Annotated in this window: 11 protein-coding genes; 5 read left to right on the top strand and 6 right to left on the bottom strand. The window is 73.1% G+C overall.

All coding sequences use genetic code 11. From position 1 onward, the window contains the following. Positions 1 to 125: 125 nt before the first annotated feature. The gene (locus OG933_RS07545) at positions 126 to 2,345 is read right to left on the bottom strand and encodes an NADP-dependent isocitrate dehydrogenase (protein WP_405626099.1); all 2,220 of its coding nucleotides are present in this window, start codon (positions 2,343 to 2,345) and stop codon (positions 126 to 128) included. A 228-nt stretch (positions 2,346 to 2,573) separates the two neighbouring features. Here OG933_RS07545 and OG933_RS07540 point away from each other — a divergent pair, with 228 nt between their 5' ends. Then, positions 2,574 to 4,121 (top strand): M1 family metallopeptidase, encoded by a 1,548-nt coding sequence (locus OG933_RS07540; protein ID WP_405626097.1) that lies wholly within the window; start codon positions 2,574 to 2,576, stop codon positions 4,119 to 4,121. A gap of 27 nt (positions 4,122 to 4,148) precedes the next feature. Here OG933_RS07540 and OG933_RS07535 read toward each other — a convergent pair whose 3' ends face one another. The 3 genes from OG933_RS07535 to OG933_RS07525 all read right to left on the bottom strand — a co-directional run bounded on the left by OG933_RS07535 (position 4,149) and on the right by OG933_RS07525 (position 8,124). Next, a complete protein-coding gene (locus OG933_RS07535) occupies positions 4,149 to 5,249 on the bottom strand; it encodes a mechanosensitive ion channel family protein (RefSeq protein ID WP_362519066.1) in 1,101 nt (366 codons plus the stop codon). A 201-nt stretch (positions 5,250 to 5,450) separates the two neighbouring features. Next, positions 5,451 to 7,010 (bottom strand): amino acid permease, encoded by a 1,560-nt coding sequence (locus OG933_RS07530; RefSeq protein WP_362519069.1) that lies wholly within the window; start codon positions 7,008 to 7,010, stop codon positions 5,451 to 5,453. A gap of 118 nt (positions 7,011 to 7,128) precedes the next feature. Beyond that, positions 7,129 to 8,124, bottom strand: a complete 996-nt coding sequence (locus OG933_RS07525) for a hypothetical protein (RefSeq protein ID WP_405626093.1) — start codon at positions 8,122 to 8,124, stop codon at positions 7,129 to 7,131. A 308-nt stretch (positions 8,125 to 8,432) separates the two neighbouring features. On the opposite strand from OG933_RS07525, the gene OG933_RS07520 reads away from it, so the two are divergent. Genes OG933_RS07520 through OG933_RS07510 form a run of 3 tightly spaced genes read left to right on the top strand, consistent with a single transcriptional unit; the run spans position 8,433 to position 12,513 of the window. Further along, positions 8,433 to 9,872 carry an FGGY family carbohydrate kinase gene (locus OG933_RS07520; RefSeq protein ID WP_405626091.1) on the top strand — a complete coding sequence of 480 codons (1,440 nt, stop codon included), beginning with the start codon at positions 8,433 to 8,435 and terminating at the stop codon, positions 9,870 to 9,872. After that, on the top strand, positions 9,869 to 11,233 hold the full coding sequence (locus OG933_RS07515; RefSeq protein ID WP_405626088.1) for an FAD-dependent oxidoreductase: 1,365 nt from the start codon (positions 9,869 to 9,871) through the stop codon (positions 11,231 to 11,233). Before OG933_RS07520 ends, OG933_RS07515 begins: the two co-directional genes overlap by 4 nt. Before the next feature lie 11 nt (positions 11,234 to 11,244). Next, positions 11,245 to 12,513 (top strand): NAD(P)/FAD-dependent oxidoreductase, encoded by a 1,269-nt coding sequence (locus OG933_RS07510; protein ID WP_405633272.1) that lies wholly within the window; start codon positions 11,245 to 11,247, stop codon positions 12,511 to 12,513. A 25-nt stretch (positions 12,514 to 12,538) separates the two neighbouring features. On the opposite strand, the gene OG933_RS07505 is transcribed toward OG933_RS07510, so the two are convergent. Beyond that, complete coding sequence (locus OG933_RS07505) at positions 12,539 to 13,462, bottom strand: YbhN family protein (protein ID WP_405626086.1); 924 nt, start codon at positions 13,460 to 13,462, stop codon at positions 12,539 to 12,541. Between the two features lie 282 nt (positions 13,463 to 13,744). On the opposite strand from OG933_RS07505, the gene OG933_RS07500 reads away from it, so the two are divergent. Continuing rightward, positions 13,745 to 15,625, top strand: a complete 1,881-nt coding sequence (locus OG933_RS07500) for an ABC transporter ATP-binding protein (RefSeq protein WP_362520064.1) — start codon at positions 13,745 to 13,747, stop codon at positions 15,623 to 15,625. 59 nt (positions 15,626 to 15,684) lie between these two features. Here OG933_RS07500 and OG933_RS07495 read toward each other — a convergent pair whose 3' ends face one another. After that, the gene (locus tag OG933_RS07495; protein ID WP_405626083.1) at positions 15,685 to 16,554 is read right to left on the bottom strand and encodes an SCO6745 family protein; all 870 of its coding nucleotides are present in this window, start codon (positions 16,552 to 16,554) and stop codon (positions 15,685 to 15,687) included. Between the last annotated feature and the right edge of the window lie 6 nt (positions 16,555 to 16,560).

The raw sequence follows: 16,560 nt of genomic DNA, 5'->3' as shown, positions 1-16,560 counted from the left end.
CGTCCGGGAAGCCGGCTTCCCGAGGGCCGATGGCCGGGGGCCGAGGGGCGTGCGAGCGGTGCCGGACACACGGCCGCCCCGGCCGGGAGAGACCCGGCCGGGGCGGAGGTGGGTGTTGCGGTGCGTCAGCTCAGGGACGCCAGGGCCTCGTTCCAGGTGGCCGACGGGCGCATGAACGCCGCCGCCTTCGCCGGGTCGGGCTGGTAGTAGCCGCCGATGTCGGCGGGCTTGCCCTGGACGGCGTTCAGCTCGTCGACGATGGTCTGCTCGCTCGCCGCGAGGGTCTCGGCGAGCGGGGCGAAGGCCTTGGCCAGGTCCGCGTCGTCGGTCTGCGCGGCCAGTTCCTGCGCCCAGTACAGGGACAGGTAGAAGTGGCTGCCGCGGTTGTCGATGCCGCCGACGCGACGGGTCGGGGACTTGTCCTCGTTCAGGAAGGTCGCCGTGGCGCGGTCCAGCGTGTCGGCCAGGACCTTGGCGCGGGTGTTGCCCGTGAACTCGGCGTACTGCTCGAAGGAGGGCACGAGCGCGAAGAACTCGCCCAGGGAGTCCCAGCGCAGGTAGTTCTCCCTGACCAGCTGCTGGACGTGCTTCGGCGCGGAGCCGCCGGCGCCCGTCTCGAACAGGCCGCCGCCCGCCATCAGCGGGACGACCGACAGCATCTTGGCGCTGGTGCCCAGCTCCAGGATCGGGAAGAGGTCGGTGAGGTAGTCGCGCAGCACGTTGCCGGTGACGGAGATGGTGTCCTCGCCGCGGCGGATGCGCTCCACCGACAGCTTGGTCGCCTCGACCGGGTTGAGGATCCGGATGTCCAGGCCCTCGGTGTCGTGCTCCGGCAGGTACGCGTTGACCTTGGCGATCAGGTTCGCGTCGTGGGCGCGGGTCTCGTCCAGCCAGAACACGGCCGGGTTGCCGGTGGCGCGGGCGCGGGTGACGGCCAGCTTCACCCAGTCCTTGATCGGCGCGTCCTTGGTCTGGCAGGCGCGGAAGATGTCGCCCGCGGAGACCGTCTGCTCGATCAGCGCGTTGCCGGCCCGGTCGACGAGGCGGACCGTGCCGGTGGTCGGGATCTCGAAGGTCTTGTCGTGGCTGCCGTACTCCTCGGCCTTCTGCGCCATGAGGCCGACGTTCGGGACGGAGCCCATGGTCGACGGGTCGTAGGCGCCGTGGGCGCGGCAGTCGTCGAGCACGGCCTGGTAGACGCCGGAGTAGGAGGAGTCCGGCAGCACCGCGAGGGTGTCGGCCTCCTGGCCGTCCGGGCCCCACATGTGACCGGAGGTGCGGATCATGGCCGGCATCGAGGCGTCGACGATCACGTCGGACGGCACGTGCAGGTTGGTGATGCCCTTGTCGGAGTCGACCATGGCCAGCGCCGGGCCCTCGGCGAGCTCGGCGTCGAAGGAGGCCTTGATCTCGGCACCCTCCGGCAGCGACTCCAGGCCCTTGTAGATGCCGCCCAGACCGTCGTTCGGGGTCAGGCCGGCCGCGGCGAGCGTCGGGCCGTACTGCGCGAAGGTCTTCGGGAAGAAGGCGCGGACCACGTGACCGAAGATGATCGGGTCGGAGACCTTCATCATCGTGGCCTTGAGGTGCACGGAGAACAGTACGCCCTCGGCCTTGGCCCGGGCGATCTGCGCGGTGAGGAACTCGCGCAGCGGCGCGACGTGCAGGACGGAGGCGTCGACGACCTCGCCCTCGAGGACCGGTACCGACTCGCGCAGCACCTTGGTGGAGCCGTCGTCGCCGACCAGCTCGATCCTCAGGGAGCCGGCCTCGGAGATCACGACCGACTTCTCGGTGGAGCGGAAGTCGTCCACGCCCATGGTGGCGACGTTGGTCTTGGACTCCGGCGACCAGGCGCCCATGCGGTGCGGGTGGGTCTTCGCGTAGTTCTTGACCGACGCGGGGGCGCGGCGGTCGGAGTTGCCCTCGCGCAGGACCGGGTTCACGGCGGAGCCCTTGACCTTGTCGTAGCGGGCCTGGATCTCCCGCTCCTCGTCGGTCTTCGGGTCGTCCGGGTAGGCCGGCAGCGCGTAGCCCTGTGCCTGGAGCTCGGCGACCGCGGCCTTGAGCTGCGGGATCGACGCCGAGATGTTCGGCAGCTTGATGATGTTGGCCTCGGGCGTCTTGGCCAGCTCACCGAGCTCGCTCAGCGCGTCCGGGATCCGCTGGTCCTCGGTCAGGTACTCCGGGAACACGGCGATGATCCGCCCGGCCAGCGAGATGTCCCGCGTCTGGACGGCGACACCCGCCTGCGAGGCGTACGCCTGGACCACCGGCAGGAAGGAATACGTCGCCAGGGCCGGGGCCTCGTCAGTGTGCGTATAGATGATGGTCGAGTCAGTCACCGGGTGCTCCGCTCCACGTCTGCAACATTGCTCGACATCAAGATATCTCGTGACCGGCGTCGGCTCGACAGGGGTCTCCTCACATCCCGGGATGTCCGGGTGGTCCGGCGGGGCAACCGAAGCGTCCGTTCTCGTGGTCATGCAGGTGTACAGCGTCGACCTCATCCGACGGCCGGACCGACCACCCGGCCGCCCGAGCGAAAGCGGACCATGAGATATCGCAGCAGAGTGACGGCCCCGGCGGCCGCACTGATCGGCACGGCGGCAGTCCTGGCCGGGGGAAACCCGGCGTACGCGGGCGTGAAGACCGATGACGCCCCGGCCCCCGAGACGGCCCCCGAGACGGCTCCCGAGACCCTCGGCGACCCCGTCTTCCCGGCCCTCGGCAACGACGGCTACCGCGTCGACGCCTACCACCTCGACTTCTCCTACGACGCCGCGACCGCCCTGGTCGACGCCACGGCGACCCTGGAGCTGCGCACCACCCAGGCCCTCACCCGCCTTTCGCTGGACGCTCTGGGTCTGGACATACGCACGGTCCGTGTCGACGGTCGCACAGCCACCTTCGAACAGGTGGACGAGAAGCTGCGGATCACCCCGGACCGGCCGCTGCCCGCCCGGGCCCGGGCCAATGTGTGCGTGACGTACACGGCGGACCCGCGCCGTGCGCTCGCGCACACCGCGTGGGTGCCGACGGCGGACGGGTTCGCGATCTGTCCCCAGCCGGACTCGGCGCACACCGTCTTCCCCTGCAACGACCACCCGTCGAACAAGGCGGACTTCACCTTCCGCATCACCGTCCCGGCCGCCCTGCGGGCCGTCGCGAGCGGCGCGCCGGTGTGCACCGAGGATCTGGCCGGCGACCGGACCGCGTACACCTACCGCTCCCGCTCGCCGATCGCCACCGAGCTGGTGCAGATCACCGTCGGCGACTATGTCGTGAAGGAGCGCCGGGGGCCGCACGGACTGCCGCTGCGCGACGTCGTCCCGACCGCGCGGGCCGAGGCCCTGGAGCCCGCCCTCGCGCTCACCCCGGGCCTGGTCGAGTGGATCGAGGCACGGCTGGGGGCCTACCCGTTCGAGACGTACGGACTGCTGCCCTGCAACTCCGACGACCCGAGCGCCTTCGACTTCACGGGCCTGGAGACCCAGACCCTCACCCTGTACAAGCCGAACTACCTGCTCCAGGCGGAGCCGAAGATCGGCTCGCACATGATGCACGAGCTGGTCCACTCCTACTTCGGCAACAGTGTCAGCCCCGCCACCTGGGCCGACCTGTGGCTCAACGAGGGCCACGCCGACTTCTACGGGCTGCTCTACCGCTACGAGCGGGGCTGGGCGGACTCCCTGGGCCTGACCACCTTCGAGGCCCGGATGAAGGACACCTACGCGCGCGGCGACCAGTGGCGCAAGAGCTCCGGCCCGGTCGCCGCGCCGAACGCGGTCAACCTCTTCGACAGCCAGCGCTACCTGGGCGGCGTCCTCGTCCTGTACGCGCTGCGGCAGCTCATCGGCGAGGACGCCTTCCACGCGGTCGAGCGGGCCTTCCTGGCCCGCCACCGCAACTCCTCGGCGTCGACGCAGGACTACATCGCCATCGCCTCGCACACCTGCGGGCAGGACGTGTCGGGCTTCCTGCGGGACTGGCTGTACGGCACGACGACACCGAGGATGCCCGGCCATCCGGACTGGACGGTCACCCCGGTGACGCCGTCCCTCACCGCCCCGCGCCGGCAGTCGGGCGCGCGTTGGCACGAGAACTCGGCCACGCTCTGACCCGGCGGCCGACGCCCTCGGCCGCCGTCAGTCGTGCAGGGCGGTCATCCCGCCCTGCACGAAGTCGTCGTCGCCGGTCCGCTGCTGCGGGATGACGACCGTGCCCGACTGCAACGCCACCGTGCGGGCCGGCGCCGGGATCCGGATGCCCTCCTCGCGGTAGCGGCGGTGCAGCCGCTTGATGAACTCGTGCTTGATCCGGTACTGGTCGCTGAACTCGCCGACGCCCAGGATCACCGTGAAGCCGATCCGCGAGTCGCCGAAGGTGTGGAAGCGGATGGCGGGTTCGTGGTCCGGGAGGGCGCCGTCGACGCCCGTCATGACCTCCGCGATGACCTCCGAGGTCACCCGTTCCACCTGCTCCAGGTCACTGTCGTAGGCCACGCCCACCTGCACCAGGATCGTCAACTGCTGCTCGGGACGCATGTAGTTGGTCATGTTCGTCTTGGCGAGCTGCCCGTTGGGGATGACGACGAGGTTGTTGGAGAGGGCGCGCACGGTCGTCTGACGCCAGTTGATGTCCTCGACATAGCCCTCCTCACCGCTGCTCAGCTTGATGTAGTCACCGCGCTGGACGGTCTTGGAGGCCAGGATGTGGATGCCCGCGAACAGGTTCGCGAGGGTGTCCTGGAGGGCCAGCGCGACGGCCAGACCGCCGACGCCCAGGGCGGTGAGCAGCGGGGCTATGGAGATGCCCAGCGTCTGGAGCACCACCAGGAAGCCGATCGCCAGGACCAGGATCCGGGTGATGTTCACGAAGATCGTGGCCGACCCGGCGACTCCGGAGCGCGAGGAGGTCACCGACTGCACGAGCCCGGCGACGACCCGCGCCGCCGACACGGTCACCACGAAGATCAGCAGCACCGTCAGGCACTGGTTGACGGTGTGCTGGACGGCCTTCGTCAGCGGCAGCACCGCGGCCGCGGCCGCCGCGCCACCGGCGATCATCGACCACGGCACCACCGTGCGCAGCGCGTCCACGACGACGTCGTCGCCGCTCCACCTCGTGCGCTTGGCGTGCTTCGCCAGCCAGCGCAGCAGCGTGCGGGACAGGAAGGCGGCCAACAGGCCGGTGGCCAGGGCGATTCCGGCGATGACCGAGTCGTCCAGGGTCAGGGCGCGGTTCACCGGTCACCTCCGGGAAGTCGATCCGCGGCACGGGGGGTCGCCGACGGCCGGATGTGAAGTCTCGTCACGATGTCACCTGTTCGGTTCCGGGATGTGCGGTCGCGCCCGCCGTCAGCGCAGCGGGCGCGACCGCTCATCCTGCCGTATCCGGCACGGGAGTTCGTACCCGAGGATCCGGTCGCGGTGGCGGGATCCCGCAGCTCAGACGATTCCCTCGGCCAGTTCGGCCTGCTCGCGGTCCGATCCGTAGGCCGCTGTGGTGGGCGTCCCGTACGAACGGCGGGCCACGAACCACCACACCGTGGCGAGGAGCAGTACGACGGCCAGCGCCACGGACGCGTAGTTCATCGTGTCCACCGTCACCGGCGACGACTGGGGCAGGCAGAACAGCACCGTCACACAGGCCACCCACACCACGGCGACCCACCCGACCGGACGGCTCCAGCGGCCCAGATGCCACGGCCCCGGCCGGAAACGGTCCCCGGCGCGCAGCCGCAGCAGCACCGGGATGGCGTACGCGGGCGTGATGCCGATGACGTTGATGGCGGTGACAGCGCCGTACGCCGTCGCCGAGTACAGGGACGGCAGGGCGAGCACACCCGCGACCGCCACCGACAGCCACACGGCGGCTACCGGCGTCTGGGTACGGCTGCTGACCTTGCGCCACAGGTCCGAGCCGGGCAGCGCCCGGTCCCGGCTGAACGCGAAGACCATCCGGCTGGCGGCGGCGACCTCGGCGTTCCCGCAGAACAACTGGGCGGTGATCACCACGACCAGCAGCGCGCTCGCGCCGTCGGTGCCCAGCCCGTCGAGCAGGATCTGCGCGGGCGGCACGCCGGTGGCGGTGGCGCGGGTGGCGGCGTAGTCCTGGACGGCGAAGGTCAGCCCCGCCAGCAGCGCGAAGCCCGCGATCCACGACACCCAGATGGAGCGCACGATGCCCTTGGCCGCCGCCACCGAGGCGTTGGAGGTCTCCTCGGAGAGGTGGGCCGAGGCGTCGTAGCCGGAGAACGTGTACTGGGCCAGCAGCAGCCCGATCGCGGCCACGTACACCGGGTTGTGCCAGCCGGTGTCGTTCACGAACTCGGTGAACACGAACGACGGCGACCGGTGGTGGTCCGGGACGATCCACAGCGCGCCGACGATCAGCCCCACCCCCGCCAGGTGCCACCAGACGGAGACGGAGTTGAGGACGCTGACCAGGCGGACCCCGAACAGGTTCAGCACGGCGTGCAGCAGCAGGATCGCCACGAAGATCAGCATCGTCTTCTCCGGCGTCGGCTCGAAGCCCCAGCGGAGATTGGCGAACGCGCCCACGAACAGCGCGGCGCCGTAGTCGATGCCGGCGATCGCGCCGAGCAGGCCGAGCAGGTTCAGCCAGCCGGTGTACCAGCCCCAGCGCCGGCCGCCGAGCCGGTCGGCCATGTAGTACAGGGCGCCGGAGGTCGGATAGGCGCTGGTGACCTCGGCCAGGGCGAGCCCGACGCAGAGCACGAACAGGCCGACGCCCGCCCAGCCCCAGAGCATCACCGCGGGTCCGCCCGCGCCCATGCCGAAGCCGTACAGGGTCATACAGCCGGACAGGATCGAGATCACGGAGAAGCTGATCGCGAAGTTGCCGAAGCCGCCCATCCGGCGGGCCAGCACCGGCCGGTAGCCCAGTTCGCGCAGCCGCTGCTCCTCGTCGGGACCGGGTACGGCGGGAGTGGCGGGGGTGGCGGGTAAGCCGGGCAGAGCCGCGGGATCGGGGATGCTGGACATGACAAACCTCCGGAGAAGGACGGGCCACGGGGGAGCGCGGGGCAGAAGGGGAGGGAGGGGGGAGTGGAGGGGGAGGGGGGGAGGGGTGGAGGGTGATGAGCAAGGGACGCGGACGGCGTCAGGAACCGGGCCCCCGCGCCGGGGGCCGGCTGCGCGTACGGGCCTGGAGGAACACCTGCACGGCCTCCGCGTGATCCCCCGGGGCCGGGGCGCGGTACGCCCAGGGGAGCGGCGTGCAGTACGGGCCGATCGCGTCGAACACCTCGGCCGCGTCGGCGAAGCGGAGCGCTCCCCACAGGGCGTGCGCCAGGTGGTTGAGGTCGAGCGGCGAGCGTTCGGCGGGACCGGCGCGGTCGAACCACCCCTCCCGCGCCCGCAGTGCCTCCCGGGTCGCGTCCTCGGCCACCCAGTGCAGGTCGAGGGCGGCGCCGCGCCCGCCGCCGCGCCGGTAGCGCTCGGCCCGCACGTACAGCGGCAGGACGTGCAGCGCGGAACCTGGCGGCGCCGCGCCCGCGACCCGGTGCGCGAAGCCCGCCGCCCCGGCCAGCCGCCCGGAACCCGCCTGCGTGTACAGGAACTGGAGCATGCGGTGGTGTGCCTCGCGGTTGTGCGGATCACGTCGGCCGGCCTCGTCCAGCAGCCCCCACGGGCCCGGCGGGAGGCTCGGCTCGGGCGGCGCCGCCCGGTGCTCCGCCCACAGCAGCTTGCGGTCCAACTGGGCCAGAGCGAGCAGGCACACCCACGGCACCGGGTCCGGCGGCGCCGCCCGGGCCGCCGACTGGCTCAGGTCCCAGGCCTCGATCCACAGTTCGTGCGTACGCAGATGGCGCTCGCGATGCGCCCGCAGCGCCCGCTCGACGGCGACCCGGGCCTGCATCACCGTGGCAGGCACACTGTGCGGCTCCTCGGCGAGCCAGGCCCGCACCACGTCCGTCCCGGCCGCCGCGGCGGCCAGCACCTGGGTGCGCCGCGTCCACTGGCACCACGCCGTGGTGCGCTCCAGAAGGACGCGCATCGACAGCCAGCGCCCGGTGCGGACCTCCTGGAGAGCGGCCCGCAGATCGCCGTCGTGCCCGGCGGGGTCGTAGGCCGGCCGTGCTCCGTCTCTCGCCATCAGCCACCCGCCCGCGGGCGTGGTACCGGCACGACGGCAGGGTGGAGTAACAACAGCCCTCCTCGGGGCGGCGGATGGAGCGGCGGATGAGGAGATCGCGTCGGTCGGCCGCCACTATAGAGGCGCCGCAAACGCCTCACACTCCTTTCCCGCTCGATCCAACTCTCCTTTTGCACACCTCATTTGACTGGCCATCAGCCAGCGAACGAGGGCCGGGTCGCCGCTGGTCGGGGGCCTCTTGACGGGACCCGTGGCCCGACGGCAGGCTGTCGCCCCGTGATCACCGACCGATCGCCGAGGAGGGCACGATGACGGGTCCGGTACTCGCCGTCGACCAGGGCACCTCCGGCACCAAGGCCCTGGTGATCTGCCCCGAACGCGGCGTGATCGGCACCGGGTTCGCCGCCGTGCACCCCCGCTACCCACCCGGCGGGCTGGCCGAGGTCGACCCCGGCGCGCTGTACGACTCGGTCGTCGCCGCCGGCCGTCACGCGCTGGCCGAGGCCCGCGAGCCCGTCGTGGCGCTCGGCCTCGCCAACCAGGGCGAGACCGTCCTTGCCTGGGACCCGGCCACGGGCCGCCCGCTCACCGACGCCCTCGTCTGGCAGGACCGCCGGGCCGCCTCCGTCTGCGCCGAACTGGAGCCGCACGCGGACGAGTTGCGCCAACTCACCGGCCTGCCCCTGGACCCGTACTTCGCCGCCCCCAAGATGGCGTGGATACGCCGTCACCTCACCACCGAGGGAGTCGTCACCACCAGCGACGCCTGGCTCGTCCACCGCCTCACCGGCGCCTATGTCACCGACGCCGCCACCGCGGGCCGCACCCAACTGCTCGACCTTGACCGCTCGCGGTGGTCGCCGCGCGCCCTCGACCTCTACGGCCTGTCCGGCGAACGGCTCCCGGACATCGTCGACAACGCCCGACCGGTCGGCACGACCCGCGCGTTCGGCCCGGAGATCCCGCTCACCGGCCTCGCCGTCGACCAGCAGGCCGCCCTGTTCGCCCAACGAGTCACCACCCCCGGCGTCGCCAAATGCACCTACGGCACAGGGGCGTTCCTGCTCGCCCCGACCGGCGACACGGCCCGCCGCAGCGCCCGCGGACTGGTCGGCTGCGTCGCTTGGCGGCTCGGCGGACGCACCGCCTACTGTCTCGACGGCCAGGTGTACACCGCAGCCTCCGCCGTGCGCTGGCTCACCGGCCTCGGTGTCATCCAGGGCCCCGCCGACCTCGACACCGTCGGCGCCACCGTGCCCGACAGCGGCGGCGTCACCTTCGTGCCCGCCCTCGCCGGACTGGCCGCCCCCTGGTGGCGCGGCGACCTGCGCGGCTCCCTCACCGGGCTCGGCCTGGACACCACCTCGGGGCATCTGGTGCGCGCCCTGTGCGAGGGCCTGGCCGCACAGATCGTGGAGCTGGCCGAGGCCGCGGCGGCCGACCTCGGCACGCCCGTGTCCACCCTGCGGGTCGACGGCGGCCTGACCCGCTCGGCCCTGCTCATGCAGACCCAGGCCGACCTGGCGCAGTGTCGCGTCGAGGTGTCCCCGCTGCCCGACGCGACCGCCCTCGGCGCGGGCGCCCTGGCCCGCCTCGGCGTCACCCCCGGTCTGAGCGTCGCCGACGCGCTGCCCGACAGCAGGCCCTCGGCCGTGTACGAGCCGCGCATCCCGGCGGCGGAGGCGGCGCGACGGCTGGGCGAATTCCGCGGAGCCGTAGCTGTGTTGCTGGAGAGGGAGCCGGCATGACGGTGACCTCCGGCGGGCCGCTGCCCACGGCGCCGTACGACGTGGCGATCGTCGGCGCCGGGGTCGTCGGCTGCGCCATCGCGCGCGAACTGGCCCGCCGACCGCGCCTGAAGGTCGCCCTCGTCGAGGCCCAGGACGACATCGGCCAGGGCACGTCCAAGGCCAACACCGCGATCCTGCACACCGGTTTCGACGCGGTCCCCGGCTCGCTGGAGGCCCGCCTGGTCCGTGAGGGCGCCGCCCTGCTCGCCGCGTACGCCGCCGAGTCCGGCATCCCCGTCGAGCCGGTCGGCGCTCTGCTCGTGGCCTGGGACGAGGAGCAGCTCGCCGCCCTGCCCCGCCTGGCGGAGAAGGCCGAGCGCAACGAGTACCAGGACGCGCGCCTGATCGGGCCCGCCGAACTGTACGCGCGCGAACCACACTTGGGACCCGGCGCGCTCGGCGCCCTGCACGTGCCCGGCGAGAGCGTCATCTGCCCCTGGACGACCCCGCTGGCGTACGCCACCCAGGCCGTGCGGCACGGCGTGGACCTGCACCTCGACTCCCCTGTCCGACAGGTGGACCGGCAGGGCGACACCCATCTGATCGACACCGGCCGGGGCACCCTGCGCGCCCGCTTCCTCGTCAACGCGGCCGGTCTGCACGCCGACGCGCTCGACCGGCTGCTCGGCCACGACGACTTCACCGTCACCCCGCGCCGCGGCCAGCTCATCGTCTTCGACACGTTCGCCCGCGATCTCGTCCGCCACATCCTGCTGCCCGTGCCCACGGCACTCGGCAAGGGCGTCCTGGTCGCCCCCACGGTGTACGGCAACGTCCTGCTCGGCCCCACCGCCGAGGACCTGGACGACAAACGGGCCACGCACTCCACGGCCGACGGCCTCGCGGGGCTGCGCGCGCAGGGCGGCCGCATCCTGCCCGGCCTCCTCGACGAGGAGGTCACCGCCGTCTACGCGGGACTGCGCGCCGCCACCGAGTTCGACGACTACCGCATCACCGCCCATCCCGGTCAGGCAGGTGTCACCGTCGGCGGGATCCGCTCCACCGGTCTGACCGCGTCCCTCGCCATCGCCGCCCACGTCGTGGGCCTGCTCGAGACCGGGGCCGGCCTCGACCCGGGACCGGTGCGCGAACTGCGACCGGTCCGGATGAACCGGAAGCGGACCGGCCCCGAGTACGGCACCCTCGTCTGCCACTGCGAACGCGTCTCCCGGGGCGCGATCCGCGACGCCCTCGCCGACACGATCCCGCCGCGCACCCTCGACGGACTGCGCCGCCGCACCCGGGCCCGCGCGGGCCGCTGCCAGGGCTTCCACTGCGGGGCGGCCGTGCGGGCCCTGCTGGAGGAGGCCCGGACATGACCGGCCCGGATATGACCGGAGCACGCCGGGTCGACGTCCTGGTCGTCGGCGCGGGCCCCGCGGGCCTCGCGACCGCCGCCCGGCTCGCCGCCGCCGGAGCGGGACGCGTCGAGATCGTGGACCGGGAGACACGGGCCGGGGGAGCGCCGCGGCACTGCGCGCACGGCGGCTACGGCACCCTCCTGCATCCCCTCACCGGCCCCGCGTACGCCCGGCTGCTGGTCACCGGCTCCCGGCAGGCCGGGGCGACCGTCCGCACCGGTGTGACGGCCCTCGACTGGGCCGGCCCTCTCACCCTGCACACCCTCGGCGCCGAGGGGCCCGGGACGATCACCGCACGGGCGGTCGTCCTGGCCACCGGCGCCCGCGAACGCCCCCGAGCGGCCCGGCTGGTGCCCGGCACCCGCCCGGCCGGTGTCTACACCACCGGCGAACTCCAGCAGGCCGTACACCTCTACGGGCAGCGGATCGGTACCCGCGCGGTGGTGGTCGGCGCGGAGGACGTCTCGTACGCCGCCGCCGACACCGTACGGGCCGCCGGCGCCACGGTCGTGGCGATGCTCACCGACCTGCCCGGCCCGCAGACCACCCGGTCCCGGGCCGCCGACTCCCGGCTGCGCCACGGCACTCCGCTGCTCACCGGCACCACGGTCGCCGAACTGCTGGGCCAGGGCCGCCTGTCGGGCGTGCGGGTACGGCACCGCGACGGCCGTACGGCCGTACTGCCCTGCGACACCGTCGTGTTCACCGGCGACTTCGTCCCCGACCACGAACTGGCCCGGCGCGGCGGCCTCATCCTGGACCCCGGCACCCGTGGCCCGGCCGTCGACGGCGCCCTGCGCACCTCACGCCCCGGCGTCTTCGCCGTCGGCAGCGTGCTGCACGCCGTGGAGAGCGCGGCGACCGCGGTCCGGGAGGGCGCCCACGCCGCCGGTGCCGTCCTCGACCACCTCGCGGCCACCGATCGTCTCGCGGCCACCGGTCGGCCTTCGGGCGCCGACCGCGCCGACCGCGCCGACGCCGTGCCGCTCCTCGTGGACCCGCCCCTGCGCTGGATCGCCCCGAACCGCGTCACTCCGGCCGACCGCCTCCCCTACGTCCTGCGCACCGCGACCCGACTGACCCGCCCCGTCCTGCGCGTCACCCAGAACGGGCGCGTGCTGCACAGGGAACGGCTGTGGACGGCCGCCCTGCCGAACCGCACCCTGCGCCTGCCGGCCGGCTGGACGCACCGGGTCGACCCGGGGGACGGTCCCGTCCGCGTGAGCGTTTGGCCGTGAGGCGGCCCGAGGCCTCGCGGGTGCCTCAGATGACCTTCATCCGCACCAGCGCGCCGAGCGTCAGCGCCCCCGGCACCAGCGGCAGCCACACCGTGATGATCCGGTAGCCGAGCACCACGGCCGTGGCCAGGGCCACCGGACCGCCCGCCGCCACCAGCGCCACGATCAGCGCCGCCTCCACCGAACCGATCCCGCCCGGCGTCGGGACCAGCGCGACCGCCACCGTCGCCGCCAGGTACGCGACCGCCATGTGCGCCACCGGCACCGGCAGCCCCAACGCCTGCCCCACCGCCGCCAGACCGGCCGCCTGGAGCACCGGGAACGCCAGCGAGCCGCCCCACAGGGCCAGCGCCCGGGCCGGGCGGGAGTGCACCGAGCGCGCCTCGCCCAGTGCGGTGCGCAGGAAGGAGCACACCGCCGACCGCAGCCGCCGTACGAGGGTGAGCGCGCCCGCCACCACCAGCACGGCCGCCCCGAGGACGCCCAGCAGCGGGCCGAGCGCCCCGCCGGGCAGCAGGGAGCCGAGCCGCAGCGCGTCGGGGAAGACGAGCAGCAGCACGGTCAGCAGGCCCACCCGGGCCACGCCCTCCGCCATCAGATACAGCGCGAGAGCCGCGGAGGAGCGGGCCAGGGGCACTCCGCAGACGGTCATGAACCGCAGGTTGACCGCGCTCGCGCCCAGCCCTGTCGGCAGCAGGTGGTTGGCCGCGCCGGCCGCGAACTGCGCGGCCAGCAGCCGCCGTCCGGGCAGCCGCTCCACCACCGCGCCCTGCCGGGTGACGGCCGCCGCCACCCACGTCAGACAGGTCGCTCCGAGCGCGGCCAGCAGCCAGGGCCACTGCGCGCTCCGCAACTGTGCGAAGCCCTCGACGAGAACGGACCGGTGCCGCACCGCGACCACGGTGACGAGCAGGAGCGGAAGCAGACACAGGATCTGGCGCACCGGCACGCGCCGGGCCGGCCTGCCTGGGGGAAGGGGAACGGGAACCGCTGTCACACTCGGAGAGGTTCTCGGCACGGCGCCAACGGCGGGTTGCGGAAGCGGGGACGGAACATTACGTACGGTCATCGGGTCCCTCGTCTGATCCTGTGCCTGATTCTGTGCCTGATCCGCCGTCCGGCCCCTCGGCTGATCCTGTCTCCGATCCCTTGTCCGATCCTTTGCCGTCGAGGATGCGGGGAGAAGATTGACCTCAAGGTTGCTTGAGGTTCTACGGTCACTCCCATGAGCATGGAGAGCACCGCCTGGACGCAGCTTTACAGCGTCATGAACGCCCAGCAGGAACGCCGCCCCTTCGACCGGGTGACATTGCGCCGCATCGGCGCATTCGCCCGCCCGCACCGCCGCCGGATCGCCACTTTCGTCCTGCTGGGGGTGCTGACCGCGCTGCTGGCCGTCGCCACCCCCGTCCTCGCCGGACGGGTCGTCGACGCGATCGTGTCGCACGGCGACGCGGGCGCGGTCGTCCGGCTGTCGCTGGTCATCGCGGTCATCGCGGTGCTGGAGGCGGCACTCGGCATCCTGGGCAGGAGGCTCTCGGCGACGCTGGGGGAGGGGCTCATCCTCGATCTGCGCACGGCCGTGTTCGATCATGTGCAGCGGATGCCGGTCGCGTTCTTCACACGTACCCGTACGGGAGCGCTCGTCTCCCGACTCAACAACGACGTGATCGGCGCCCAGCGCGCCTTCAGCAACACCCTCTCCGGCGTGGTCTCCAACCTGGTCACCCTGGTGCTCACCCTCGCCGTCATGCTCACGCTGTCCTGGCAGGTCACCCTGCTCGCGCTGGCGCTGCTGCCGGTCTTCGTGCTCCCGGCCCGGCGGATGGGCAGCCGGATGGCGGGCATGCAGCGCGAGGCGGCCACGCTCAACGCGGCGATGGGCACCCGGATGACCGAGCGCTTCTCCGCGCCCGGCGCCACGCTGATCAAGCTGTTCGGCCGGCCCGAGGAGGAGTCGGCGGAGTTCGCGGCCCGGGCCGCCCACGTCCGGGACATCGGCGTCCGTACGGCCACCGCGCAGTCGGTCTTCATCACCGCTTTGACGCTCGTCTCCGCCCTGGCCCTCGCCCTCGTCTACGGCCTCGGCGGCCATCTCGCGCTGAACGGCACCCTCGAACCGGGCGCCGTCGTCGCCCTCGCCCTGCTCCTGACCCGTCTGTACGCCCCGCTGACCTCGCTCGCCGGGGCCCGGGTGGAGGTGATGAGCGCGCTGGTCAGCTTCGAGCGGGTCTTCGAGGTGCTCGACCTGAAGCCGCTGATCGAGGAGAAGCCGGACGCCCGCGAGGTGCCGCCGGGCCCCGTCTCCGTCGAGTTCGACGAGGTCCGCTTCGGCTACCCGTCCGCCGACAAGGTCTCCCTGGCCTCCCTGGAGGAGGTCGCGGCCCTCGACTCCCGCGGCGGCGCCGAGGTCCTGCACGGCGTCTCCTTCCGCGCCGCTCCCGGGCAGACCGTCGCCCTCGTCGGCTCCTCGGGCGCCGGCAAGTCGACCGTCGCCCAGCTCCTGCCGCGCCTGTACGACGTCGACGCGGGCGCCGTCCGGATCGGCGGGGTCGACGTCCGTGACCTGAGCGCGGGCTCCCTGCGGGCCACCCTCGGCATGGTCACCCAGGACGGCCACCTCTTCCACGACAGCGTCCGCGCGAACCTGCTGCTGGCCCGTCCCGAGGCCACCGAGGACGAACTGTGGGACGCCCTGCGCCGCTCCCGCCTCGACGACCTCGTCCGCTCCCTCCCCGACGGCCTCGACACGGTCGTCGGAGAACGCGGCTACCGCCTCTCCGGCGGTGAGCGCCAGCGCATGACCATCGCCCGGCTGCTGCTGGCCCGCCAGCGCGTCGTCATCCTCGACGAGGCCACCGCGCACCTCGACAACACGTCCGAGGCGGCCGTCCAGGAGGCCCTCGCCGAGGCCCTCGCGGACCGTACGGCGATCGTCATCGCCCACCGGCTGTCGACCGTGCGTGCCGCCGACCTGATCCTCGTCGTCGAGTCCGGCCGGGTCGTGGAACGCGGCACCCACGACGAACTCCTCGCGGCCGGCGGCCGGTACGCGGAGCTGCACCGGACGCAGTTCGACCAGCCGGGGATGACGGAGGCGGCCGTGCGCTGAGGCGGTACCGGCGCGGCGCGCCGACGGGGCCCCGGCCCCCCTCGGCGCCGTCCGGTAGGTCAGCGCCTGGCGAGCAGATCCGCCGGGAAGGCGCCGGCGGCGAGCGCGGTGCGTACGAAGCCCGTGCCGAGCTCGGTCAGCCGGGCCACGCCCTCCGCGCCCAGGTGTGCGTACGGGGCGCGGTCCAGCCGGTCCGTCTCCCGCTCGATCTCCTGGCGCAGCGCGCGGCCCTGCTCGGTCAGCTCCCCGTCCTCGTCCAGCAGGCCGCGCTCCCGCAGCCGGCCGGCCGCCGCGTCCCAGTCCTCCCGGCTCCAGCCGCGGGTGTCGAGCACCCACTTCGGCGACATGCCCTTGCCGGTCGCCGTGTGGGTCACCATGGCTTCCAGGCCGTCGAGTCCCGCGGCCATCAGCACGGCGAGGTGCCCGTCGCCCCGGTGCTCGCGCAGCAGCGTGGCCGCGTGCCAGTACGCCAGGTGCGGCTCCTCGGGGACCGGCAGGTCGGCGTGGGCCGAGTACAGGGGCCGGGCGCTGCGCGAGCAGGCCTCGGTGGCGCGCAGGGCGAGCCGTGCCGCCTCCGCCATCTCCGCGGACGCGACCACGTCCGCGCCCAGCTGGCGGCGCAGTGTCGAGTCGACGGCGCGGGTGCGTGCGGCCAGGACCTGTTCGGGCGTGGCCGACTCCCAGACCGCGGGCACGTAGCGGGCGACGAGTGTGTGCTTGTAGTTGTAGAACGTCGCCGTCACCGCGCCGGCTCCCACCGGCCCCAACGCGGCCGCCCGCACGGCGAAGTTGACGGCCCGCGGGTGGGTGACGCCGATCGCGCCCAGCTCCCGGCCCACGTCGGGGGAGAAGTAGTGCGTCGCGTGCAGCGAGTTGAGTGTGCTGTGACAGTGGCGGCCCGCGCGCGGGTCCGGAGCGACGGTGGTCATGACGGG

It is taken from the genome of Streptomyces sp. NBC_00016 (assembly GCF_045040885.1).
In the GTDB taxonomy this organism is placed as follows: Bacteria; Actinomycetota; Actinomycetes; order Streptomycetales; family Streptomycetaceae; genus Streptomyces; species Streptomyces coriariae.
Note: the sequence above shows the minus strand (reverse complement) of the source record. Positions and strands in the feature narration are given on the sequence as shown.

Bases quoted from the DNA above. Each gene is read 5' to 3' on its own strand.
- OG933_RS07530 (WP_362519069.1), bottom strand. From the start codon at position 7,010: ATGTCCAGCATCCCCGATCCCGCGGCTCTGCCCGGCTTACCCGCCACC.
- OG933_RS07525 (WP_405626093.1), bottom strand. From the start codon at position 8,124: ATGGCGAGAGACGGAGCACGGCCGGCCTACGACCCCGCCGGGCACGAC.
- OG933_RS07520 (WP_405626091.1), top strand. From the start codon at position 8,433: ATGACGGGTCCGGTACTCGCCGTCGACCAGGGCACCTCCGGCACCAAG.
- OG933_RS07515 (WP_405626088.1), top strand. From the start codon at position 9,869: ATGACGGTGACCTCCGGCGGGCCGCTGCCCACGGCGCCGTACGACGTG.
- OG933_RS07510 (WP_405633272.1), top strand. From the start codon at position 11,245: ATGACCGGAGCACGCCGGGTCGACGTCCTGGTCGTCGGCGCGGGCCCC.
- OG933_RS07500 (WP_362520064.1), top strand. From the start codon at position 13,745: ATGGAGAGCACCGCCTGGACGCAGCTTTACAGCGTCATGAACGCCCAG.
- OG933_RS07495 (WP_405626083.1), bottom strand. From the start codon at position 16,554: ATGACCACCGTCGCTCCGGACCCGCGCGCGGGCCGCCACTGTCACAGC.